This is a genomic window from Pseudomonas sp., from assembly GCF_030150285.1.
Taxonomy (GTDB): Bacteria; Pseudomonadota; Gammaproteobacteria; order Pseudomonadales; family Pseudomonadaceae; genus Aquipseudomonas.
The window spans coordinates 12,700-34,235 of sequence record NZ_JASLGE010000022.1 but is presented as its reverse complement, the minus strand read 5'-3'; the positions used below and the strand labels follow the sequence as shown (position 1 = coordinate 34,235).

The 21,536-nt window shown below is 58.6% G+C and carries 19 protein-coding genes; 8 read left to right on the top strand and 11 right to left on the bottom strand.

Features of this window, described 5'->3' with window-relative positions; all coding sequences use genetic code 11:
* Window positions 1–54: 54 nt before the first annotated feature.
* The 3 genes from Q1W15_RS03850 to radA form a co-directional block, all read right to left on the bottom strand.
* Window positions 55–252, bottom strand: coding sequence for a YbdD/YjiX family protein (locus Q1W15_RS03850; protein ID WP_123334830.1), 198 nt, complete (start codon window positions 250–252; stop codon window positions 55–57).
* Window positions 253–264: 12 nt separating this feature from the next.
* Complete coding sequence (locus Q1W15_RS03845; protein WP_300722261.1) at window positions 265–2,334, bottom strand: carbon starvation CstA family protein; 2,070 nt, start codon at window positions 2,332–2,334, stop codon at window positions 265–267.
* A gap of 177 nt (window positions 2,335–2,511) precedes the next feature.
* A complete protein-coding gene (radA, locus tag Q1W15_RS03840) occupies window positions 2,512–3,879 on the bottom strand; it encodes a DNA repair protein RadA (protein WP_300722241.1) in 1,368 nt (455 codons plus the stop codon).
* Between the two features lie 174 nt (window positions 3,880–4,053).
* Here radA and mscL point away from each other — a divergent pair, with 174 nt between their 5' ends.
* On the top strand, window positions 4,054–4,467 hold the full coding sequence (gene mscL, locus Q1W15_RS03835) for a large-conductance mechanosensitive channel protein MscL (protein ID WP_300722215.1): 414 nt from the start codon (window positions 4,054–4,056) through the stop codon (window positions 4,465–4,467).
* Window positions 4,468–4,526: 59 nt separating this feature from the next.
* On the opposite strand, the gene Q1W15_RS03830 is transcribed toward mscL, so the two are convergent.
* Window positions 4,527–5,303: a ferredoxin--NADP reductase gene (locus Q1W15_RS03830; protein WP_300722206.1), complete on the bottom strand. Its 777-nt coding sequence runs from the start codon at window positions 5,301–5,303 to the stop codon at window positions 4,527–4,529.
* 424 nt (window positions 5,304–5,727) lie between these two features.
* On the opposite strand from Q1W15_RS03830, the gene Q1W15_RS03825 reads away from it, so the two are divergent.
* Both Q1W15_RS03825 and Q1W15_RS03820 read left to right on the top strand, forming a co-directional pair.
* Window positions 5,728–6,441, top strand: a complete 714-nt coding sequence (locus tag Q1W15_RS03825) for an autoinducer binding domain-containing protein (RefSeq protein ID WP_300722197.1) — start codon at window positions 5,728–5,730, stop codon at window positions 6,439–6,441.
* A 157-nt stretch (window positions 6,442–6,598) separates the two neighbouring features.
* Window positions 6,599–7,723, top strand: coding sequence for a class I SAM-dependent methyltransferase (locus Q1W15_RS03820; protein WP_300722187.1), 1,125 nt, complete (start codon window positions 6,599–6,601; stop codon window positions 7,721–7,723).
* 37 nt (window positions 7,724–7,760) lie between these two features.
* On the opposite strand, the gene Q1W15_RS03815 is transcribed toward Q1W15_RS03820, so the two are convergent.
* The 3 genes from Q1W15_RS03815 to Q1W15_RS03805 are packed head-to-tail and all read right to left on the bottom strand — an operon-like array spanning window position 7,761 to window position 10,434.
* A complete protein-coding gene (locus Q1W15_RS03815) occupies window positions 7,761–7,928 on the bottom strand; it encodes a DUF2474 domain-containing protein (protein WP_300722178.1) in 168 nt (55 codons plus the stop codon).
* Between the two features lie 55 nt (window positions 7,929–7,983).
* On the bottom strand, window positions 7,984–8,991 hold the full coding sequence (gene cydB / locus Q1W15_RS03810) for a cytochrome d ubiquinol oxidase subunit II (protein ID WP_300722169.1): 1,008 nt from the start codon (window positions 8,989–8,991) through the stop codon (window positions 7,984–7,986).
* A gap of 3 nt (window positions 8,992–8,994) precedes the next feature.
* Window positions 8,995–10,434 (bottom strand): cytochrome ubiquinol oxidase subunit I, encoded by a 1,440-nt coding sequence (locus Q1W15_RS03805; protein ID WP_300722160.1) that lies wholly within the window; start codon window positions 10,432–10,434, stop codon window positions 8,995–8,997.
* A 393-nt stretch (window positions 10,435–10,827) separates the two neighbouring features.
* Between Q1W15_RS03805 and Q1W15_RS03800 the strand changes: the two genes are divergently transcribed.
* The gene (locus Q1W15_RS03800; RefSeq protein ID WP_300722149.1) at window positions 10,828–12,057 is read left to right on the top strand and encodes an MFS transporter; all 1,230 of its coding nucleotides are present in this window, start codon (window positions 10,828–10,830) and stop codon (window positions 12,055–12,057) included.
* A gap of 281 nt (window positions 12,058–12,338) precedes the next feature.
* On the opposite strand, the gene Q1W15_RS03795 is transcribed toward Q1W15_RS03800, so the two are convergent.
* Window positions 12,339–12,776 carry a DUF4879 domain-containing protein gene (locus tag Q1W15_RS03795; protein WP_300722125.1) on the bottom strand — a complete coding sequence of 146 codons (438 nt, stop codon included), beginning with the start codon at window positions 12,774–12,776 and terminating at the stop codon, window positions 12,339–12,341.
* 209 nt (window positions 12,777–12,985) lie between these two features.
* Here Q1W15_RS03795 and Q1W15_RS03790 point away from each other — a divergent pair, with 209 nt between their 5' ends.
* Together Q1W15_RS03790 and trmA are read left to right on the top strand one after the other, a co-directional pair.
* The gene (locus tag Q1W15_RS03790) at window positions 12,986–14,281 is read left to right on the top strand and encodes an NCS2 family permease (protein ID WP_300722116.1); all 1,296 of its coding nucleotides are present in this window, start codon (window positions 12,986–12,988) and stop codon (window positions 14,279–14,281) included.
* Window positions 14,278–15,366, top strand: a complete 1,089-nt coding sequence (gene trmA, locus Q1W15_RS03785; RefSeq protein ID WP_300722106.1) for a tRNA (uridine(54)-C5)-methyltransferase TrmA — start codon at window positions 14,278–14,280, stop codon at window positions 15,364–15,366. Before Q1W15_RS03790 ends, trmA begins: the two co-directional genes overlap by 4 nt.
* An 88-nt stretch (window positions 15,367–15,454) precedes the next feature.
* On the opposite strand, the gene Q1W15_RS03780 is transcribed toward trmA, so the two are convergent.
* From Q1W15_RS03780 to Q1W15_RS03770, 3 genes are all read right to left on the bottom strand, one after another.
* Entirely contained in the window at window positions 15,455–18,232 is a 2,778-nt protein-coding gene (locus Q1W15_RS03780) for a TonB-dependent receptor (protein ID WP_300722097.1), read from the bottom strand.
* Between the two features lie 148 nt (window positions 18,233–18,380).
* Complete coding sequence (locus Q1W15_RS03775) at window positions 18,381–19,382, bottom strand: FecR family protein (RefSeq protein WP_300722090.1); 1,002 nt, start codon at window positions 19,380–19,382, stop codon at window positions 18,381–18,383.
* Window positions 19,383–19,456: 74 nt separating this feature from the next.
* Window positions 19,457–19,963, bottom strand: a complete 507-nt coding sequence (locus tag Q1W15_RS03770; RefSeq protein ID WP_300722080.1) for an RNA polymerase sigma factor — start codon at window positions 19,961–19,963, stop codon at window positions 19,457–19,459.
* A gap of 234 nt (window positions 19,964–20,197) precedes the next feature.
* On the opposite strand from Q1W15_RS03770, the gene aroQ reads away from it, so the two are divergent.
* Both aroQ and Q1W15_RS03760 read left to right on the top strand, forming a co-directional pair.
* On the top strand, window positions 20,198–20,638 hold the full coding sequence (gene aroQ, locus Q1W15_RS03765; protein ID WP_300722071.1) for a type II 3-dehydroquinate dehydratase: 441 nt from the start codon (window positions 20,198–20,200) through the stop codon (window positions 20,636–20,638).
* Between the two features lie 5 nt (window positions 20,639–20,643).
* Entirely contained in the window at window positions 20,644–21,507 is an 864-nt protein-coding gene (locus Q1W15_RS03760) for a shikimate dehydrogenase (protein ID WP_300722062.1), read from the top strand.
* Window positions 21,508–21,536 lie beyond the last annotated feature (29 nt).

Here is a 21,536-nt window from a genome sequence, read left to right as displayed (position 1 = left end):
CGCGATCTTTTAAATGATCGCGAGCACGCCCGCGCCTACCGAAGGTCTAGCCAATTAACAGCACTTGGGCCCGCCCTTGCCGCCGTAACGGGCTTCCTGGCGCTCCCTGAAGAACGCCTCGTAGCTCATCATCGGCTTGTCCGGGTGTTTGGTTTGCATATGCTCGACGTAGTTGTCGTAGTCGGGCATGCCGACCATCAAGCGCGCGGCCTGACCGAGGTATTTACCGAGGCGACTCAGGTCATTGAACATGGTTGCAACCCTCTATTTGGCATCCGGCATGACGTGGTAAGGCGCTTCCTTATCCGTGCGTTCTTTAGTGCCCCATGACGCCACACCCACCTTGATCGCAAAGAACAGGATGCTGAACACCACGAACAGGAACAGCACGGTCAGGCCAGCGTTGGTGTAAGCGTTGATGATGACGTGCTGCATCTGGTCGATGTTTTTCGCGGGCGCAATCACTTGGCCTGCTTCCAGTGCGGTGCTGTATTTTTTCGCCAGCGACAGGAAGCCAACCGCCGGGTTGCTGTCGAACAGCTTGATAAAGCCAGCCACGGTGGTGCAGATCAACAACCACACGGCAGGCAACATCGTCACCCAAATGTAGCGCTGGCGCTTCATTTTGATCAGTACAACCGTCGCCAGCATCAGCGCGATACCCGCCAGCATCTGGTTAGAAATACCGAACAATGGCCACAAGGTGTTGATACCGCCCAGTGGGTCGATCACGCCTTGGTACAGCAGGTAACCCCACATCGCTACACACAGGCCAGTGGCCAGCAGGTTGGCAGGCCATGACTCGGTACGTTTGAGCGCAGGGACAAAGCTGCCCAGCAAGTCTTGCAGCATGAAGCGCCCGGCACGGGTACCGGCGTCAACCGCCGTGAGAATGAACAAGGCTTCAAACAAAATGGCAAAGTGGTACCAGAACGCCATGGTGTTCTCGCCCGGCAACACGTTGTGCAGGATTTGAGCAATACCCACTGCCAAGGTCGGTGCACCGCCCGCTCGAGCCAGTACGGTGGTTTCACCGATGTCTTTGGCCAGGGCGGTCAGTTGATCCGGGGTAATGGCAAAGCCCCAACTGGTCACGGCTTGCGCCACCGAGACCACATCCCCGCCAACAATGGCAGGCGGGCTGTTCATGGCGAAGTACACACCCGGCTCGATGACCGAAGCCGCAACCATAGCCATGATGGCCACGAAGGACTCCATCAGCATGCCGCCGTAACCGATGTAACGGGCGTTGGTTTCGTTATCCAGCAGCTTGGGCGTAGTGCCCGAGGAGATCAGTGCGTGGAAACCCGATACCGCACCGCAAGCAATGGTGATGAACAGGAACGGGAACAGGCCGCCCTTCCACACCGGGCCGTTGCCGTCGGTGAATTGGGTCAGTGCCGGCATTTTCAGCTCGGGCATGGTGACCAAAATGCCAATGGCCAGCGCAACGATGGTGCCGATTTTCAGGAACGTTGACAGGTAGTCACGCGGTGCCAGCACCAGCCACACCGGCAGTACCGCCGCGACAAAGCCGTAGCCAATCAGCATCCAGGTAATTTGCGTACCGGTGAAGGTGAACACATGGGCCCATTCCGGGCTGGCTGCAATCTGGCCCCCCAGCCAAATGGAACCGAGTAACAACAGCACCCCGATGATCGAGATTTCACCGATACGGCCCGGGCGGATGTAGCGCATATAAATGCCCATGAACATCGCGATCGGGATGGTGGCCATCACCGTGAACATGCCCCACGGGCTTTCTGCGAGGGCCTTGACCACGATCAGCGCCAGCACCGCGAGGATGATGATCATGATCAGGAAACAGCCGAACAGGGCGATGGTGCCCGGGATCTTGCCCATTTCCTCACGCACCATGTCGCCCAGAGAGCGACCGTTACGGCGGGTGGACAGGAACAGCACCATAAAGTCCTGAACCGCGCCGGCCAGTACCACACCGGCAATCAGCCAGAGTGTGCCCGGCAGGTAGCCCATTTGCGCGGCCAGAACCGGGCCGACCAGCGGACCTGCACCGGCGATTGCAGCAAAGTGATGCCCGAAGAGAATGTGTTTGTTGGTCGGTACGTAGTCCAGACCATCGTTATTGACCACGGCGGGCGTTGCCCGGCGAGGATCCAGTTGCATCACTTTGGTGGCGATGAACAGGCTGTAATAACGATAGGCAACCAAATAGATGGCAACCGCTGCGACGACGATCCACAAGGCGTTGATTGCTTCGCCTCGGCGCAAGGCCACTACGCCAAGGGCGCAGGCTCCTACAATTGCCAGCACCAGCCACGGGATATGGCGTAGCAGGCTGTTTTTATTATTCATTTTTATATTCCGGCCAGTTGGACAAGAAGGACTGCCTTCGGAGTTTAGCGCCCCCAGCTTTAAAGGCCAGCCCCCTACCTTGGTCTAGAGCCTTCTTTTGCGTTTTTCTGCTGGCCTCGTCGCGGCTCACCTGCAGCGACTGTTCAAGCCCCGGAGTGTGTAAACACCGGCAATGGCCTACTCGAACAAGGCGTCCAGCGCCTGTTCCAGACGGGTCACGCCGATGACCTGCAAACCCGGCGGCGACTCTTTCGGCGCGTTGCCTTTGGGTACGATGGCGCGTTTAAAACCGTGTTTGGCGGCTTCTTTTAAACGTTCCTGGCCACTGGGCACCGGCCGTACCTCGCCCGACAAGCCCACCTCACCAAACACCAGCAAGTCGTGGGGCAATGGCCGGTTACGCAAGCTGGACATGACCGCCGCCATCAAGGCCAGGTCGGAAGCCGTCTCCAGCACTTTGACGCCCCCCACCACGTTGAGAAAAACGTCTTGGTCGTGGGTCGGAATGCCGCCGTGGCGGTGCAACACCGCCAACAGCATGGCCAGCCGGTTCTGATCCAGCCCCAACGTGACCCGGCGCGGGTTGGACATATGGCTGTCATCCACCAGCGCTTGCACTTCCACCAGCATCGGCCGCGTGCCTTCCCAAGTGGCCATCACCACGCTGCCCGGAACTTCTTCCTGCGCGCGCGTAAGAAAAATTGCCGACGGGTTAGAGACCTCTTTAAGCCCCTTGTCGGTCATGCCGAACACGCCTAATTCGTTGACCGCGCCAAAACGGTTTTTCACCGCCCGCAGCAAACGCAGGCGCCCATCGGACTCGCCTTCGAAATACAGCACGGTGTCAACCATATGCTCCAGAACCCTGGGCCCGGCCAACGCCCCCTCTTTAGTGACGTGGCCCACCAGGAAGATCGCCGTGCCGCTGGACTTGGCATAGCGCACCAGCAACGCCGCACTTTCACGCACTTGCGAAACGCCGCCCGGTGCCGATTGCAGTTGTTCGGTGAAGATGGTCTGGATCGAGTCGATCACCATGACCTTGGGCTTTTCCAGTTTGGCGGTGGCGATGATGCTTTCTATACACGTTTCGGTCATGACCTTGAGCTTGTCTTGCGGCAACCCCAGGCGGCGAGCGCGCATGGCCACTTGCTGCTGGGACTCTTCACCGGTGACATACAACGCCGGCATGCGCGCGGCCATATGACACAAGGTTTGCAACAGAATAGTGGACTTGCCAATGCCGGGGTCACCGCCAATCAGCACCACCGAACCATCGACCAGGCCGCCGCCGAGCACGCGGTCCAGCTCACCGGAAGCCGTAGAAAAGCGTGGAATTTCCTCAATACTGACTTCAGCCAGGGTCTTGAGTTGAGCCTGCTGCCCCGTCCAACCGGTGCGCGCACTGGGGGGGGCCGCCGCGCCGCTTTCCACCACGGTTTCGACCAGCGTGTTCCAGACGCCGCATTCAGCGCACTGCCCTGCCCACTTGGGAAAGGTTGCGCCGCACTCGGTGCAGCCGTAAATGCGCTTGGGCTTGGCCATCTGAACTCCACGGAAAAAGCGTGATGATAGCCCACTGAGCCTTGCCGCTGGTGAGTGGAAAACTGACAGCGCCAGGTGAGGTCGAGCGTTCCGCAGACCAAAACCCAACAGGCAAGAACTACCGGGCTGATTTACACTGCTACCACCCACCTAATCTGTAACAAGGAATAACCCATGAGCGTGATAAGTGAGTTTAAGGCCTTCGCGGTCAAAGGGAATGTGGTCGATATGGCCGTCGGTATCATTATCGGTGCCGCATTCGGAAAAATCGTTTCGTCTTTTGTGGGCGATGTGATCATGCCTCCACTGGGCTTGCTGATCGGCGGTGTGGACTTCAGTGACCTTGCCATACCGCTCAAGGCCGCCGTGGGCGATACGCCAGCGGTGGTGCTGGCCTACGGCAAGTTCATTCAGACCGTGATCGATTTTATTATTGTGGCCTTCGCCATTTTTATGGGTGTAAAGGCGATCAACCGTCTGAAGCGTGAAGAGGCTGTTGCACCCAGTGCACCGGCGGCCCCCTCCAAAGAGGAACTCTTGTTGGGCGAGATTCGGGACTTGCTCAAAGTTCAAAATGAACGAACTTAAGCACGTACCCTAAAAAGAACGACACTCTTAGGGTGTCGTTCTTTATTAGAGCTTTAACACTACCAGTAATTTTCAACCGCTACTTGCCCAGGCCGACGCGTGAGGCTCAGCTGCATATCCCTACGCTTCAACAAGGCACGGGTGTCATCAATCATTTGCGGGTTACCGCATAACATGACGCGTGAACATTCAGGGGTTAACTGAACACCGGCAACACTTTCCAGCTCACCACTTTCAATCAGTGTGGTAATACGGCCATTTAATACACCCGGTATTGAATCACGGGTCAACGTTGGAATATAAATCAGCTTATGAACATGCTCCGCAAGGTAATCACGCGCCTTTAAGCCAGCAATTAAATCCTGGTACGCCAGCTCACGCGCCTCGCGTGCGCTGTAGACCAACACAATACGTTCGAATTTTTCCCATACTTCAAAATCTTGCAATATCGAAAGAAAGGGCGCGACCCCCGTCCCGGTCGCCAGCAACCACAGATCGCGGCCATCGGCAAAACGATCCAGTGTCAGATAACCAAATGCCTGACGATCCACCAGCAGCGTGCCCCCTTCCCTCAGGCGGCTTAACTCACTGGTAAACTCGCCGCCCGGTACCACAATGGACAAAAACTCCAGAAACTCGTCATGGGGCGAAGACACCATTGAGTAAGCTCGCCATACCGTGCTGCCATCGGCTTTAGTGACCCCTAGCCTGGCAAATTGCCCGGCCTGGAAGCGGAAGCCCTGATCCCGTGTTGTGCGCAACGTGAAGAGGCTGGGCGTGATCGGGGTGACATCAATCAAGGTTTGACGCGTGAACTTCTCTGCGCTGGCGGTCATGGTGCACTCCAGTAGACGGATGGCCTAGTGTGGCGCAAAGCACGTCCGACAAACACCTGTAAAGGGTATGGCATTACGCCCAGCAGGTGGCGTACTCGAAGAGAGCCAGGGGTCGTAAACCTTTTGTTTATATACAACTTAAAGTTAACGTCTACGCGCAGCCACTTAGAAACAATATAATTGAGTTAAAACTCCACTAACAAAATCCTGACGCCAGAAAACAATGTGTACGCCTTGAGTTTATGACCCGGCCAGATCATAACCGGGCTGCTCGCTGTTTCACATCGAGACATGACATCTGAAGAAGCGTCGAAAAACAACCTCAAAAAAAATGGTGAAAAATTTTGAAAGTTCCTACATCCTTCAACTAGTATGACAAACGGAATACGAATTGGGTCATAGACTAGGGATATCTGATTTAATCATGAAAACCCAAACCATAAATCTTGCAGGCCCCCGCAGCGCACATAAGAGCGAAAGCCAAATAACCGACTACACCCTCAAAAAGATAGAGCAGTACGGATTTAACTACTTCCATTTTAAGTTCAGCCCCAGATTTACAAGCGTGCCTTTACTTAGCAACACGCTAAGTAACTATCCAAATGAATTTATCAAAACCTTTGAACGAACCCATTTCATCAACAAAAACCCGATTATCGCACACTGCCATTTTTCAATTTCCCCGATTGCCTGGGACGACGAGCTGTTTTGCGAGTCGCCAGAAATCTGGCAGGAATGCCAAGCCCACGGATTGAAGCATGGTTGGTCGCAATCCGTGCATGACGCGTCTGGCGGGGTCAGCATCTTAAGCCTGGCGCGCAGTTACCCGCCGCTGACCGAAGACGAATTCACCGAGAAAGCCGCGAATGTACTGTGGCTGTGCAACCAGTTGCATAGCTTCATGAGTGCACGATCACACCCCCGTCTGAGGGAATTACCCCCCATCAGCCGTTTGTCGATCCGCGAATCGGAAGTCCTGAAGTGGACTGCAGAAGGCAAAACGGCGTCGGATATCGCGATGATTTTGAGCCTGACCACACGTACCGTGAATTTCCACATCAGCAGCGCTATCAGAAAAATGGGGGCCAACAACAAAACCTCTGCGGTGGTCATTGCGACCAAATCGGGCCTGCTCTAAATTTTCCAGGTGTGGCGGCCCTGCCCAGCGACCTCTGCACAGCATTCAGGCAATTTCCTGTAAAAAAAAGTAAAATCACGCACGCCTGCGATTTTCCCGCACGCCCGTGCTGCGAAGTCGCCCTTCGGGCAACTGTCGAACCCCCAGAGTCTGCCCAATGCCTGCGTTAGAAACCCCGTTCGCCCAACTTCACTTGATCCGCCAGCCCGAACAACAAAACGAGCCGTTACAGGCCTTTGATGCCGCGGATGAGTACTTGCTCAATGACCTGGCCGAACGTGCCCTCCCGGAAAACAGCCGGGTATTGGTACTCAATGACAGTTTTGGCGCGCTGGCGATCAGCCTGACCCGCACACAGCAGGTCACCAGCAGCAGTGATTCCTACCTCGCCGTGCAGGCGCTGGAAAAGAACCTGGTGCGCAATGGCCATGCCTTTGATGCCGTCAAGCGTGTGCCCGCCAGCGAGCCTCTGGTCGGACCTTTTGACTGCGTACTGGTGCGCGTGCCCAAGACCCTCGCGTTGCTGGAAGAGCAATTGATTCGCCTGCAAGGTCAACTGGCACCGAATGCCCAGGTGATTGCCGGGGCCATGGTCAAGCATTTGCCACGTGCGGCAGGGGACTTGCTGGAGCGTTATATCGGCCCGGTTCAGGCGTCGCTGGCGGTGAAGAAGGCTCGGCTACTGGTCGCCACGCCTGAAACCAAAGCGCCCTTTACCTCGCCCTACCCTTCGCGCTATACGCTGGATGAGCCCGCTATTGAATTGCTCAACCACGCCAACGTGTTCTGCCGCGAGGGGCTGGACATCGGCACGCGGGCTTTCCTGCCTCACCTGCCGAAAAACCTGGGCTCGGCCCGCGTTGCCGATGTGGGCTGCGGTAATGGCGTGCTGGCCATCGCCAGCGCCAGAAACAACCCCGAGGCTCACTACACGCTGGTCGATGAATCATTTATGGCAGTGCAATCGGCTCGGGAAAACTGGCACGCCTTGCTGGGTGACCGCGAGGTGATCGTGCGGGCCGGTGACGGGCTGGCTGGCCAGGCGGCGCACTCCCTGGATGTGGTGTTGTGCAACCCACCGTTCCACCAGCAACAAGTGGTGGGCGACTTCCTGGCCTGGCGCATGTTTCAACAAGCTCAGGAAGCGCTGGTGGTCGGCGGCGCTCTCTATATAGTGGGCAACCGTCACTTGGGGTATCACAGCAAGCTCGCCAAGCTGTTTCGCGGTGTCGAGCAAGTGGCTGCCACCCCCAAGTTCGTGATTCTCAAAGCGCGCAAGTAACCACCGACCTTGCGCTACGGGGGAGTGTGACCACCGCTCAATGGCTTTTCATGCCCGCGGCGGTCATAAACAAACGAATCAGCCAGGCAAAGATGCCCAGTGACACCACACTGGCGCTCCAAATCACCACCAACCAGCCAATGCGTTGCCACAGTGGTTTTTTCTCGCCCTCTTTCACGTCGTGCAGATAATCCTTGCCAGCCATGCTCAGGCACTCCTCTGGGGAAAAGGCTGCGACCCCAAGGCCGCAGCGGCGCTCACTAGTGATAACCGTCTTCGTGGGTCACCTTGCCGCGGAACACGTAGTAGCTCCAGAAGGTGTAACCGAGGATAAACGGAATGATAAACAGCGTGCCGACCAGCATGAAGCCCTGGCTTTGCGGCGGTGCCGCCGCGTCGTAGATCGAGATCGCCGGCGGGATAATGTTCGGCCACAGGCTGATACCCAAACCGCTGTAACCCAGAAAGATCAACACCAGGGTTAACAGGAACGGCGTGTAATGAGCGTTTCGGGCAATGGCCTTAAGCAAGCCGTACATCGTGACCAGTACCAGAATCGGCACCGGCAGGAACCAGAACAGGTTAGGTAGCGTAAACCAGCGCGCAGCGATGTCCGAGTGCGCCAGCGGTGTCCAGATACTGACAATGCCCATAAACACCAGCAGCGCCAACGCCAGAGGACGCCCCAGGTTATGCATGCGTTCTTGCAGGTGGCCTTCGGTTTTCATGATCAGCCAGGTGCAGCCCAGCAAAGCGTAAGCCACGATCAGCGCAATGCCGCAGAACACGGTGAACGGTGACAACCAATCCATGCCGCCCCCCGCATACTGACGGTCGACCACCGGGATGCCATCAATGAAGGCCCCCAACGCCACACCCTGGAAGAAGGTCGCGGCAATGGAGCCGCCGATAAAGGCCTTGTCCCAGATGTGGCGTTTGTGGGCTTTGGCCTTGAAGCGAAATTCAAACGCCACACCGCGGAAGATCAGGCCGACCAGCATTAGCACCAGTGGCAGGTACAGCGCCGACAGCACCACCGAATACGCCAGCGGAAAGGCACCGAACAAGGCCGCCCCGCCCAGCACCAGCCAGGTTTCGTTACCATCCCAGACGGGCGCGACAGTGTTCATCATCACATCGCGGTCCTGCTCGCCCTTGATAAACGGAAAGAGGATGCCGATCCCGAGATCGAAACCATCCATGACCACGTACATCATGATCCCGAAGATGATGATGATTGCCCAGATAAGTGGCAGATCAATACCCATGACTCAGTTCCCCTTCTTCAGGCTATCGCTATGGCCATCGTCCATGCCTTCAACGGCAGCCGACAGAGGACGGGCAGGTGTGCGCTGCTGGCCCGGCCCACCCTGCGGATGTTCATCACCTTCATGGGCAACTGGCCCTTTGCGAACCAGGCGCATCATGTAGCCAATACCCACCCCGAACAGCGAGAAATAAACCAGCACAAAGGCAATCAGGGTGACACTCATTTGCGTCACGCTGTGGTTGGACGACGCATCGGCGGTGCGCATTAGCCCGTACACCACCCACGGCTGACGGCCCACCTCAGTGGTGAACCAGCCCGCCAGAATGGCGATCAGACCGGACGGCCCCATCCACAACACCAGGTGCAGGAACGCGCGGTTCTCGTACAAGGTGCCGCGTTTACGCAGCCATACGCTCCACAGGCCGATAAAGATCATCAACATGCCCAGCGCCACCATGATGCGGAAGGTGAAGAACACGATGGTGGAGTTCGGACGATCCTCAGGCGGGTAGTCCTTCATCGCCGGGATCTGTTTATCCAGGCTGTGCGTCAGAATCAGGCTACCCAGGTAGGGCACTTGAATCTTGTAATTGGTGGTTTCGGTTTTCATGTCCGGAATGCCGAACAGAATCAGCGGCGTCGCTTCACCCGGCTTGTTTTCCCAGTGCCCTTCAATGGCCGCGATTTTCACCGGCTGGTACTTGAGGGTGTTCAAGCCGTGAGCATCGCCGATAAAGGCCTGCACCGGGGCAACCACCAGTGCCATCCACATGGCCATGGAGAACATGCGGCGAATGGCTGGGGTGTTGCGGCCGCGCAGCAGATGCCAGGCGGCGGACGCGCCGACAAAGAAGGCAGTGGCCACAAACGCTGCCGTGGCCATGTGCGCCAGGCGGTAAGGGAATGACGGGTTGAAGATCACGGCCAACCAGTCCACCGGGATCACTCGGCCATCAATGATTTCGTGGCCTTGCGGGGTTTGCATCCAACTGTTGGACGCCAGGATCCAGAAGGTTGAGATCAGCGTGCCGAGGGCAACCATCGCGGTCGAGAAAAAGTGCATCCGCCGGCCGACACGGTTCCAGCCAAACAACATAACCCCCAGAAAGCCCGCCTCAAGGAAGAAGGCCGTGAGCACTTCATACGTCAGCAAGGGGCCGGTGATCGCACCGGCATAGTCAGAGAAGCGCGACCAGTTCGTGCCAAACTGATAGGCCATCACCAGGCCGGACACAACGCCCATCCCGAAGTTGACCGCAAAAATCTTCGACCAAAAGTGGTACAGATCGCGGTACGTGTCGTCCCGGGTTTTCAGCCACATGCCTTCCAGCACCATCAGGTAACTGGCCAGGCCGATGGTGATAGCAGGGAACAGAATGTGGAACGACACGGTAAACGCAAACTGGATTCGGGCGAGATCCAAAGCCTCCAAACCGAACATATGTCTTCCTCTATCAAGTATCAGGTCGTTCAGGACACAGGCTCAATGCATGTATCCGGCGTCCCTGTGCAGGTGGCCCCGACGGGTCGATGCCCGTCGTTTATCACCACCACGCAAGGATTCTGGCCGGTTGGCCATCCAGATCAGCCAGAAAACGTGTTGATCTGGATCAAACAATGAGGGAAGAGTAGTCCATTACGGCCGCGTGGCTAATGTGGTTGGTTGTCGCGTGACAGGATGTCTCAGCCCCCTCGAAAAAGGCCTGTCACAGGCCGGTTTGATCGTCAAAAAAAACACAGATGGCCCCGATTAGACGCATCAATCATCAGTCATTATTTGTTACAGAAAAATGATAATCTCAACATCCCTCAGCCCTCTGCCATGACGCACTTAATGACCAGCCAGCCGCTTCTGTTACGCCATCACCGGCCGTTTGTGGCCTTCTGGTTTGCCCGTATCTTCACCGCCAGCGCCTTCCAGATGCTGACCGTGGCCATTGGCTGGAACCTGTATCAACTGACGGGCAGCGTGATGGACCTGGGTTGGGTGGGCTTGATCGAATTCGCCCCGCGCCTGCTGTTTATGCTGCACACCGGGCATGTGGCCGACCGCTATGACCGCCGCAAAGTGGCCGCGCTGTGCCAGTCGCTGCAGGCGATGATCGCGTTGACGTTGGCCATCAGCAGCACCACTGGCCACATCACCCGGGACATGATCTTTGTGCTGGCGTTTCTGCTGGGCAGCGCCCGCTCCTTCGAAATGCCGACCACCCAGGCGCTGTTGCCGTCCATCGTGCCAGCGGCGCTGTTCCCTCGGGCGGTGGCCGCCGCGCAGGCTGCGCAGCAATCGGCCACGATCGTTGCACCGGCCTTCGGCGGGTTGCTGTATGCGTTTGGCAGCGTCTGGGTGTATGGCCCGAGTGTGGTCTTGTACCTGGTCGCCGCCCTGCTGATGAGCAACCTGCCTGCACGTCAGGCGGCGCTGAATAAAGGCAAAGCCACGTTGCACTCGTTGCTGGCGGGTATTCGCTTTATTCGTAGCCGGCCGGACATTCTGGGGGCTATTTCTCTGGACCTGTTTGCCGTGTTGCTCGGCGGGGCCACCGCACTGTTGCCCGTATTTGCCAAAGACATCCTGCTCACCGGGCCATGGGGGCTGGGCATGTTGCGTTCGGCACCCGCGGTCGGGGCCTTATTGATGTCATTGTGGCTGGCGCGATTCCCGTTTGAACGCAAGGTCGGGCGCACCATGTTTACCGCTGTGGGCGTGTTTGGGGTCGCTACGATTGCGTTCGGGCTGTCGACCTCGTTCTGGTTTTCGATGGCAGTGCTGGTGGTGCTGGGCGCGGCGGACATGATCAGCATGGTGATCCGCGCGTCGTTTGTGCAACTGGAAACCCCGGACGAAATGCGCGGCCGGGTCAGTGCGGTCAACGGCCTGTTTATCGGCGCGTCCAACCAGTTGGGTGAGTTCGAGTCCGGTGTCACGGCCCACTGGATGGGCACAGTGCCTGCCGTGCTGCTGGGCGGCATTGGCACCCTGGTCATCACCGGGCTGTGGATAAAACTGTTCCCGGGGTTGGCCAAGCGCGATCGGCTAGTGGAAGAAACGACCCACTTGTAGGCGTTCGTTATTGAGGGCTCGTGATCTTCTGGTTTTAAAAGATCGCGAGCAAGCTCGCTCCTACGCGCTGGTTTTTGATCCAAGGGTCCCCTTAAACCACGCTGGCCGAACGCAGCAAGGCCTGTAGGAACGAGCTTGCTCGTGATCTTTTGATCTGGTTTTTGATCCAAGGGCCCCCTTAAACCACGCTGGCCGAACGCAGGTTTTGCGCAGTGGGTAACCCGGCAGGACGCCGGGTCAGCCGCGACACGGCCAGGGAGGGCCGATCGCGGCGGCCCCTCCTACTTTATTAGGAGCTGGGCGCTGAGACGGTTGTGTGGGGGGACGAGTGAAGTGTTACTGAACTGGAAGAACCCACCTTCCTTGTTACCCAGATCAAAGGTGTACACATAACCGACCGTGGTGCCCGCACCCTCGCAGGTCACCAGCCCCTGGCCCTTATTGCAGACCGGCGTGCGAACACCGTCCACCTCTTGGCCATCGAGCGTTACCGTCGGCTGGCCGCCATAGCCCCGTTCAAGCACAAACACTTTAATGTTCGGGCCACGATGGTGCCCCCGGGTCTGCTCTTGCCCGTCCAGCACGTCCTCCACGGCCCCAGTGGTGGAGGCGACCTTGAGGATTTCAACGCTGCTCAACGGCAACGCCGGGGCTGCACTCAAACCGCTGCTTATGAACAAGCCGAGGCAGGCTAAAAACCTTGTGCTGATACGCGTCATAAGTCCCCCTGAAAACTGGCACACAGTATGCCTCTCAAACGGATGTTACAAAACATGGCCCGACACGGTAACCAAAGCAGCCAGACGTTCGAGCTGCTGGTATGATGCGCGGCTTTTTCCAACAGACAGAAAAATCCCAGGCCATCTGGCCTGTGCTTTGCTGTTGAAAACGACTTAATCACGGCGCCAGCGGCGCCACGGGGACTGGCATGCTGGAAAGGCTGTTTCAACTCAAGGCACATAACACCAATGTGCGCACCGAGATTCTCGCGGGTATCACCACCTTCCTGGCGATGGCCTACATTCTGTTCGTGAACCCGAGCATCCTCGGCGAAACCGGCATGGACAAAGGCGCGCTGTTTGTCGCCACCTGCCTGGCCGCCGCTATCGGGTCCGCGATCATGGGCCTCATTGCCAACTACCCGATCGCCCTCGCGCCGGGCATGGGCCTGAACGCCTTCTTCACCTACACCGTGGTGCTGCACTTGGGCCACACCTGGCAAGTAGCGCTGGGGGCGGTGTTTATTTCGGCCGTGCTGTTCTTCCTGCTGTCGATCTTTCGCATCCGCGAATGGATCATCAACAGCATCCCGCTGCCATTGCGTTCGGCCATTGCCGCCGGTATCGGTCTGTTTCTGGCCCTGATTGCACTGGGCAACGCCGGTATCGTCGTCGCCAACCAGGCCACGCTGGTGGGCATGGGCGACCTGGCCCAACCGAAAGTGATTCTGGCCTCGCTGGGCTTTGCGCTGATCGTCGCCCTTGAAGCCATGAAAGTGCGCGGCGCGGTGCTGATCGGCATTCTGGCCGTGACCGTGGCCTCTATCGCCATGGGCGTGACCGAGTTCGGTGGTGTGGTTTCAATGCCGCCATCCCTGGCCCCGACCTTCCTGCAACTGGACATCAAGGGCGCACTGGACATTGGCCTGATCAGCGTGATCTTCGCCTTCCTGTTCGTGGACCTGTTCGACAACTCCGGCACCCTGATCGGCGTGGCCAAGCGCGCCGGCCTGATGGGCAAAGACGGGCACATGCCTAAAATGGGCCGCGCCCTGATTGCCGACAGCACCGCGGCCATGGCCGGTTCGCTGCTGGGCACGTCGACCACCACCAGCTACATCGAGTCGGCAGCGGGCGTCAGCGCCGGTGGCCGCACAGGCCTGACGGCCATCGTGGTCGCGGTGATGTTCCTGCTGGCACTGTTCTTCTCGCCCCTGGCCTCCAGCGTTCCGGCGTTCGCCACCGCACCCGCGCTGATGTTCGTGGCCGTGCTGATGATGAGCGGCCTGGCCGAAATCGACTGGGAAGACGTCACCGTTGCCGCACCTGTGGTCATCACAGCCCTGGCCATGCCGTTTACCTATTCCATCGCCAACGGCATCGCCTTCGGCTTTATTTCCTGGACCGTGATCAAGCTGTTGTCCGGCCGCGCCCGTGAGTTGAACGCGCCACTGATCATTCTGTCGATCCTGTTCGTGGTCAAGTTGGGGTGGTTTAACGCATGAGTGACTTGCCGTTCGATCCCGCCACTTACGCCGTCGAGCTTGAAGCCAAGGCCAACCGCCTGCGCGAGCTGCTGGCACCGTTCGATGCGCCTGAGCCCCAGGTGTTTGATTCGCCGTTGAAGCATTTTCGCTTACGCGCCGAGTTCCGCCTGTGGCGCGAAGCCGGTGAGCGTCACTACGCCATGTTTGCCCAGGACGACAAGCGCACGCCGATTCTGATCGAAGACTTCCCGATTGCCAGCCTGCGCATCAACCAGTTGATGCCGCAGCTCAAGGCCGCCTGGAAGGCCAGTTCAGCCCTGAGCCACAAACTGTTTCAGGTGGAGTTTCAAACCACCCTGGCGGGCGATGCGATGGTCACCCTGTGCTATCACCGCCCGCTGGACGAGCACTGGCAAACCGCCGCCGAGCAATTGGCCAGCGACCTTGATATCAGTGTGATTGGCCGCTCCAAAGGCAAACGCGTGGTGATCGGCCGCGACTACGTGGTCGAGAAACTTGAAATCGCGGGTCGCACGTTCACCTATCAACAGCCCGAAGGTGCCTTTACCCAGCCAAACGGCACGGTCAACCAGAAGATGCTCAACTGGGCCTACGATGCGCTGGGCGAGCGTTCGGATGATTTGCTGGAGCTGTATTGCGGCAACGGCAACTTCACCCTGCCGCTGGCCACCCGCGTGCGCAACGTGCTGGCCACTGAAATCAGCAAAACGTCTGTCAACGCAGCCTTGAACAACCTGCGCGACAACGCTGTGGATAACGTCAAACTGGTGCGGTTGTCGGCAGAAGAGTTGACCGAAGCCCTCAACGAAGTGCGCCCGTTCCGCCGCTTGCAGGGCATTGACCTGAAAAGTTACGCATTTGGCAGCGTGTTCGTCGACCCGCCGCGTGCGGGCATGGACCCGGACACCTGCGAACTGACGCGCCGTTTTGACAACATTCTGTACATCTCGTGCAACCCGCTGACCCTGGCCGAGAACATCGCCCAACTGCACGACACGCACCGTATCGAGCGTTGTGCCGTGTTTGACCAGTTCCCGTGGACTCACCACATGGAATCGGGCGTATGGCTGGTTCGTCGGTAACCGGCTGAACAGATCGCGAGCACGCTCGCGCCTACACCTTGATAAACGTTGTGTAGGCGCGAGATTGCTCGCGACCGTTACGTCGAAATCAGAACTTGTACTCCAGCATCCCGCTCAACGTGCGGCCCCGCGCCAGGCTTAAGTTGTTGGCATCGCCCATGGCCACAAAGTAAGCCTCGTCTGTGGCGTTTTCCATGATCAGCGAAATATTCAGATCATCGGTTGCCCAGTAACTGGCATACAAATCGTACACGCTGTATTTGGGCCATGTGGCCTGTTCAATGCTGCGGTAGTTGTGCGTGTTGATATCTTTGTTGTTACCCGGGCTGTAGCGCAGGCGAACACCCGTGTCCAAACGGCGCTCCAGAAAGCGCGCGCCCACGGTTAACGAGCCACGGTCAGCGGGCATATAGGTCGCGTTTCCCATCACCTTGCCACAGCTCTGGGCATTGTTTCGGTCATCGTCGTCCAGCCACTCGGTTTCCGTCACCGGGCGCATGCCGGTGGAGCCGTCAGGTCGCGTGTACTTCTCGAGATAGCTCTTGAGTTTTTTACCGCGTTTCTTCGCGCCGCCCATGTAGTAATCGGCACTGCAAAAGTCATTGCTACCGATCATGTGGGTATAACTCAAGTTGGTATACAGGCGCCCCATGTCGTAATTGAGTTGATACTCAACACCGCGAAAGCGCGTGTCATTCACGTTATTCACATACGCCAGGTCACCGAAGTTACCCGAGGCCGTTTCTTCGGGAAGCATGACGCCGAACTGCATGAACGAGAAGTTTTTGATGGTGTTATCAAAGTACGCAACCTTCATGCCCAGCCGGTCGTTGTTAAAGAACAGCGACTCTTTGAAGATGTTGAAACCCACTTCCCAGTCCCGCGACTCTTCAGCCTTGAGAAAGGGGTTGGGGAAAACCCGTTCAGGCGCATTGCCACCGTGCGGCCGCCCCGTCATAAACACTTCCGTCACCGCCGGCGGGCGCCAGCCCTTGCCCCAGTTCGCATACAGTTGCAACCAGTCTACGCCGGGCTTGATGGCCAGGCCGAAGGTCGGCGAAAACTGGCCGCTTTCCCGGTCAACGTCATACACGTCTTCAGTGCGCACGCTTGAGCCATCAATGACCGCCACACCGTCCTCATAACGGATGATGTTTTTGCGCCAGAGCGTCATGCCGGTTTTCCCGTCAAGACGGTAACGGTCATACCGCAAGCCGCCGCTTACATTCAGCCAATCGTTGTAGTCGTACTCCAGGTGCGTGAACAGGCTGGCCATGGTGCGCTCGCCACCAGGGTTCGAACTTTTGACATAGGGCAGCGTTTGCTCATTCACACCCGGCACTTTATCGCTGCGCGGCTTAAAGGTGTCCTGGTACATCTCCAGGCCGTAATTCCAGTTCAACTGGCCGTAGTCATCCAAGTTGAACCGTGACGTGTTCTGCACCAACGCGCCCCAGGTATCCGTACGGAAACGGTCCTTATAACCTTCAAGCGCGTTTGCACCCGAAGCGTTATGCCGGGCGTTGGCCCGGTCGAGCACCGTGGTGACGTAATACACCTTGGCCTTGAGGTCGATCAGTTCATTGTCCGGATTAAAGCTGTAATCCAGCGCGTAGTTGGCGGTGCTGAGGTTGTTCTTGCTGTGGCGAACATAGTCATAGCCTGACAGGTCTTCGCGCATGTAAGTCCATGAATCATTGCTGTCGCTGTCAGTGTTCAGGTAGCTCAGTTCAATGCGCTGGTCGTTGGGCAAATTGAGCCCGAACTTGGCCATTTGTGAGCGGGTCACGCTGCCCGCATCCCCCACTTCACTGTTGAGCCAGCTTTTCCAGGCCACGGGCTGGTATTTTTTGACGCGAATTTCGTCCCCCAGGTTACCGGCGTGCTGCCGACCGCTGCGGTAATCCCCAAAGTGGCGCTCGCTGACCGCAAACAGGGCATCGCCCAGATCGTTGCCGTACGCAACTACCCCGCCACCGTTGAAATAGGTGCCATTACCCAGTTTACCGATGCCGCTGCCGGCCCGAATACGCCCGCCAAATTCCTTGCCGTCCTTCAAGTAATCGCTGGCCTGCAGGGTGTTGAAGGTCGCAACGCCACCCAGCACACCCGCCCCACCCAAGGTGGACTGCGCACCTTTGTCGATCTCAATGCTGGACACCATTTCCGGGTCGATCAGCATTACGCCATTGCGGTGTTGGTGGCCGTTAACGTTGAAGTTCTGACGCATGCCGTCAACGTTCATGTTGACCCGGCCATAGTCCTGGATACCGCGGATATTGACCGACAACCCCGGGTCACGCTGATCCACCGCTGTGTACACGCCGGGGGTTTCTTCCAGCATGTCGGCCGCGTGGCGCGGTGCCCGTTTGTTGATTTGTTCGCGGGTAATCACAGACACCGCTTTGGGGGTCTGGTACACCCAGTCGGCACTGTTGCCGTTACCTTCGCTGGCCGTCACGGAGGTGGTGCCCAACGCCAAGGCCGCGTTGTGTTCTGCGCTGACACGGGTCAGCGTCACCTGGCGTTCACCCGTGAAGCGGTACTCCACCGGGTTGTTGCCCAGCAACCGGGCCAGGCCTTCCTGCACGCCGAAATCCCCCGTGAGCGCCGAAGCCTTGAGGCCGTGCAACATGTGGCTGTCGAACAGCACCTGTAAACCGGCCTGTTCGGCAAACAGCAGCACCGCTTTGTCCAGCGGCTGGGCGGCGATATGGAAGGCAATAAATTCTTGTTGAACCGCTCGGCTGGCGGTGTCGGCCGCCTGTACCGACCCTTGCACAGCCAGCATCCCGAACAGGGCGACATGAACGGCAAAGGCCAACCGGCTTGCGGTACGCCCCCCTTTGCGCTGATTTACGAACATGGTTGTTATCCCCGGACATGCACGAAAAGTTGTGCGAATGAATCTCAATAGCAAGACGCATTACCCGGGAAAACTCAGTAAAGGTTTTTGCAATTAATGTTCAAGGCCCTCAAAAAGACAGGGCCATGGCGGCTGCAACGGGCCCGGGTCAATAGATCAGGCTGACGCCCGCCACTTCAACGCGCTGGATCTGCAACTCACGGGAAAGGGTGGGCAATGCGCTGTCGAGCATGTCGAGGCGAAACACGCCACTGACCTGGCGGTCTGCCAAGCCGGGGTTGGCGAGGATAATGTGCCCCGGGCGGTAGCGATTGAGTTGTTCGATGACGAGGGCCAACGGCTGGCGATCAAACACCAGCACGCCGCGCCGCCAACTGGTGGCGGCGTTCAAGTCAAAACCGGGCAAGGGGTGTACGCCGCTTGCCTGGCTGTAGCGAGCGCTCTCACCGGCTTCGAGGGTGCGCGATGAGGCCCCCTCTACACGCGGGTGTTGCAGGCTGACGGCGACACTGTGTTCCAGTACGCCCACCCAGGCTTGATCGCGGCTTTCCCGGCCGACGACAAACCGGGTGCCCAGCGCCCGGGTACGCCCGCCGGCACTTTGCACAACAAAAGGCCGCGACTCGGCACCGCCCATGGGCGCAACCGAAAACACGGCCGAGCCCTTGAGCAGGCTTACGCGCCGCTCGCCGGTGTCGTAATCGACGCGGATCGCGCTGGCGGCATCCAGCTCGACCACGCTGCCATCGCTCAGCGCAAGGCTGCGAATTTCGCCGGCACCGGTCTGGTAATCCGCCTCCATCTGCACAAGCCAGGACGGCCCGCGTAGCCAGCCAACGGCCACTAGCAACGACAGCACCGCCGCCGCTTTCACCCAACGCGGCCCACGTCGGTGCCGCATCTTAGGCGCAGGCCGGGCATTCGACGGGCGTGAACGGTGAGGGGCCGGCGAGCTGTCCAGCGCCAGCGTCCCCAGCGCGGCCCAGGTCTGTTCGGCATAGCGCAGCGCCTTGGCATGGCGCTCGTCAGCGGCCAACCAGGCCTGCAACCGGGCTTGCTCTTCAACGCTCAGGGCACCCGCGTGCAGGCGCACGGCCCAATCGGCCGCGGCCTCTGTGATGATTTGATCTTCGGGGCCTTGGCTATTCACGTGTGAATCTCGATTTCTCGTTGTATATAAGCAGTGACGTTTAACCTGCCGAATATCAGTAACCCGCGGGTCGATCATTGATCAGGCGCTTGCAGGCGCTGCATGACATAGGCCAGCGCTTTGGACAGATGCTTTTGCACCGAACTGTCGGAAATGCCCAGGTGCCGCGCGACCTCGGCATGGGTCATGCCTTCGATCCGGTTAAGGCGGAATATCTCCCGAGTACGCTCCGGCAACTCGGCCAGGGCCTGCTGTAGCGCCATGCGCTGTTGTTCGGCCATCGCCTGTGCCTCCAGCCCTGCCAGTTCATCCTCGATTTGCGCCAGGTCTTCATGCGCCACCGAGTCGGTCTTGCGCCGGGTTTCCTGACGGATATGGTCCACCAGCAGGTTACGCGCCGTGCGGTAGAGGTAACCGGGGGAGTTGTCGATGTGCTGTTTGCGCCCATGCTCGGCCATGCGCAGGAAACTTTCCTGCACCAGATCGGCGGCCAGTTGCGGGTCTTGCACCTTGCGCGCCAAGTACCCGCGCAGGGTACTGGCATGCTTGAGAAACAAGCCCTTGAGGTCCATGTCCGACAAACAGACTCCATGTAGCGCGTAGGAAAAGGGCCGCCATCTTACTTTTTGTCGCGAATGATTTTCAATTGATATTAGGCGCGCCTCAGGAAACGTTCGATAAACGCCCAGTTCCTGACGAATCCCGCGCGTACCTTCGCCCTCGCAATTGACCTTATTAACTGGTTAGTACAATTTGAGGTGACCGCCTGGGCCAAGCCCGGGCGACCCCACAATAACAAGCCAGAGTTACCTTTTATGCCCCCTATCGTCCTGGTGCTTAACGGCCCGAACCTCAACCTGCTCGGCAGCCGCGAACCCAGTGTTTATGGCCACGAAACCCTTGCGGATATTGCCGACCTGTGTGGGCGCACCGCCCGTGAACACGACCTCACCGTGGAGTTTCGCCAAACCAACCACGAAGGCGAAATGCTGGACTGGATTCACGGTGCCCGCCAGCGCTGCGCCGCTATTGTGATCAACCCGGCCGCCTGGACCCACACCTCTGTGGCCATCCGCGATGCGCTGGCCGCCAGCGAGTTGCCGGTGATCGAGGTGCACCTGTCCAACGTCCACAGCCGCGAAGCTTTCCGCCATCACTCGTTTGTGTCCGGTATTGCCCAGGCCGTGCTGTGCGGCTTTGGCAGCAACGGGTATCGCCTGGCGCTGGAACACCTCAGCCAACAATTCAAAAGGTAAGCACCATGTCGACCGCAACCGCTCCCACCTCCGTACTGGCCGGGCTGATCGGGGCCGGCATCCAGGCCTCTCGCACGCCGGCGCTGCATGAACGCGAGGGGCAGGCTCAAGGGCTGCGTTACCTGTACCAACTGATCGATCTGGACACCCTGCACCTGGAAGCCAGCGCCCTGCCCGACCTGCTGACAGCGGCCGAACGCATGGGGTTCAGCGGCCTGAACATCACGTACCCGTGCAAGCAAAGCATCCTGGAGTGGCTGGATGAACTGTCGCCACAGGCGCGCGGTATTGGCGCGGTGAACACGGTGGTGTTCAAAGACGGCAAACGCATCGGCCACAACACGGACTGCCTAGGGTTCGCGGAAGGGTTTCGCCGAGGCCTGAACGGCGTGCGCGTTGCGCACGTCATTCAGATGGGCGCAGGCGGCGCGGGCTCTGCCGTGGCTCAGGCCTTGCTCGAAGAAGGCGTGCAGTGCCTGGAGATTTTTGATGTCGACATCGGCCGCGCCCAAGCGCTGGCCGACAACCTCAACCAACAGTTTTCAGGGGGCCGCGCCAAGGCTGGCACCGAGCTGGCCAGTGCGATGGCCAAGGCTGACGGGCTGGTCAATACAACGCCCATGGGCATGGCTAAATTGCCGGGCATGCCCGTGCCCGCCGAATTACTGCGCGCGCAGTTGTGGGTCGCCGAAATCGTGTATTTCCCGCTGCAGACCGAATTGCTGCGCACGGCCCGGGCATTGGGGTGCCGCACATTGGACGGCGGCAACATGGCGGTGTTTCAAGCGGTCAAGGCGTTTGAGCTGATCAGCGGCGTAACCGCCGATGCGTCGCGCATGCTGGCGCACTTTCAAGAGATGAATGGCTAACGCCCGCTCGCCTGAGGCAGCGTGCCGCC

Excerpts from the sequence above, each read along its gene's own strand:
- Q1W15_RS03825 (WP_300722197.1), top strand. The coding sequence starts at position 5,728 with ATGAAAACCCAAACCATAAATCTTGCAGGCCCCCGCAGCGCACATAAG.
- Q1W15_RS03805 (WP_300722160.1), bottom strand. The coding sequence starts at position 10,434 with ATGTTCGGTTTGGAGGCTTTGGATCTCGCCCGAATCCAGTTTGCGTTT.
- Q1W15_RS03800 (WP_300722149.1), top strand. The coding sequence starts at position 10,828 with ATGACCAGCCAGCCGCTTCTGTTACGCCATCACCGGCCGTTTGTGGCC.
- Q1W15_RS03815 (WP_300722178.1), bottom strand. The coding sequence starts at position 7,928 with ATGGCTGGCAAGGATTATCTGCACGACGTGAAAGAGGGCGAGAAAAAA.
- Q1W15_RS03790 (WP_300722116.1), top strand. The coding sequence starts at position 12,986 with ATGCTGGAAAGGCTGTTTCAACTCAAGGCACATAACACCAATGTGCGC.
- Q1W15_RS03830 (WP_300722206.1), bottom strand. The coding sequence starts at position 5,303 with ATGACCGCCAGCGCAGAGAAGTTCACGCGTCAAACCTTGATTGATGTC.
- Q1W15_RS03845 (WP_300722261.1), bottom strand. The coding sequence starts at position 2,334 with ATGAATAATAAAAACAGCCTGCTACGCCATATCCCGTGGCTGGTGCTG.
- cydB (WP_300722169.1), bottom strand. The coding sequence starts at position 8,991 with ATGGGTATTGATCTGCCACTTATCTGGGCAATCATCATCATCTTCGGG.
- Q1W15_RS03760 (WP_300722062.1), top strand. The coding sequence starts at position 20,644 with ATGTCGACCGCAACCGCTCCCACCTCCGTACTGGCCGGGCTGATCGGG.
- Q1W15_RS03795 (WP_300722125.1), bottom strand. The coding sequence starts at position 12,776 with ATGACGCGTATCAGCACAAGGTTTTTAGCCTGCCTCGGCTTGTTCATA.
- aroQ (WP_300722071.1), top strand. The coding sequence starts at position 20,198 with ATGCCCCCTATCGTCCTGGTGCTTAACGGCCCGAACCTCAACCTGCTC.
- Q1W15_RS03820 (WP_300722187.1), top strand. The coding sequence starts at position 6,599 with ATGCCTGCGTTAGAAACCCCGTTCGCCCAACTTCACTTGATCCGCCAG.
- trmA (WP_300722106.1), top strand. The coding sequence starts at position 14,278 with ATGAGTGACTTGCCGTTCGATCCCGCCACTTACGCCGTCGAGCTTGAA.
- Q1W15_RS03780 (WP_300722097.1), bottom strand. The coding sequence starts at position 18,232 with ATGTTCGTAAATCAGCGCAAAGGGGGGCGTACCGCAAGCCGGTTGGCC.
- mscL (WP_300722215.1), top strand. The coding sequence starts at position 4,054 with ATGAGCGTGATAAGTGAGTTTAAGGCCTTCGCGGTCAAAGGGAATGTG.
- radA (WP_300722241.1), bottom strand. The coding sequence starts at position 3,879 with ATGGCCAAGCCCAAGCGCATTTACGGCTGCACCGAGTGCGGCGCAACC.
- Q1W15_RS03850 (WP_123334830.1), bottom strand. The coding sequence starts at position 252 with ATGTTCAATGACCTGAGTCGCCTCGGTAAATACCTCGGTCAGGCCGCG.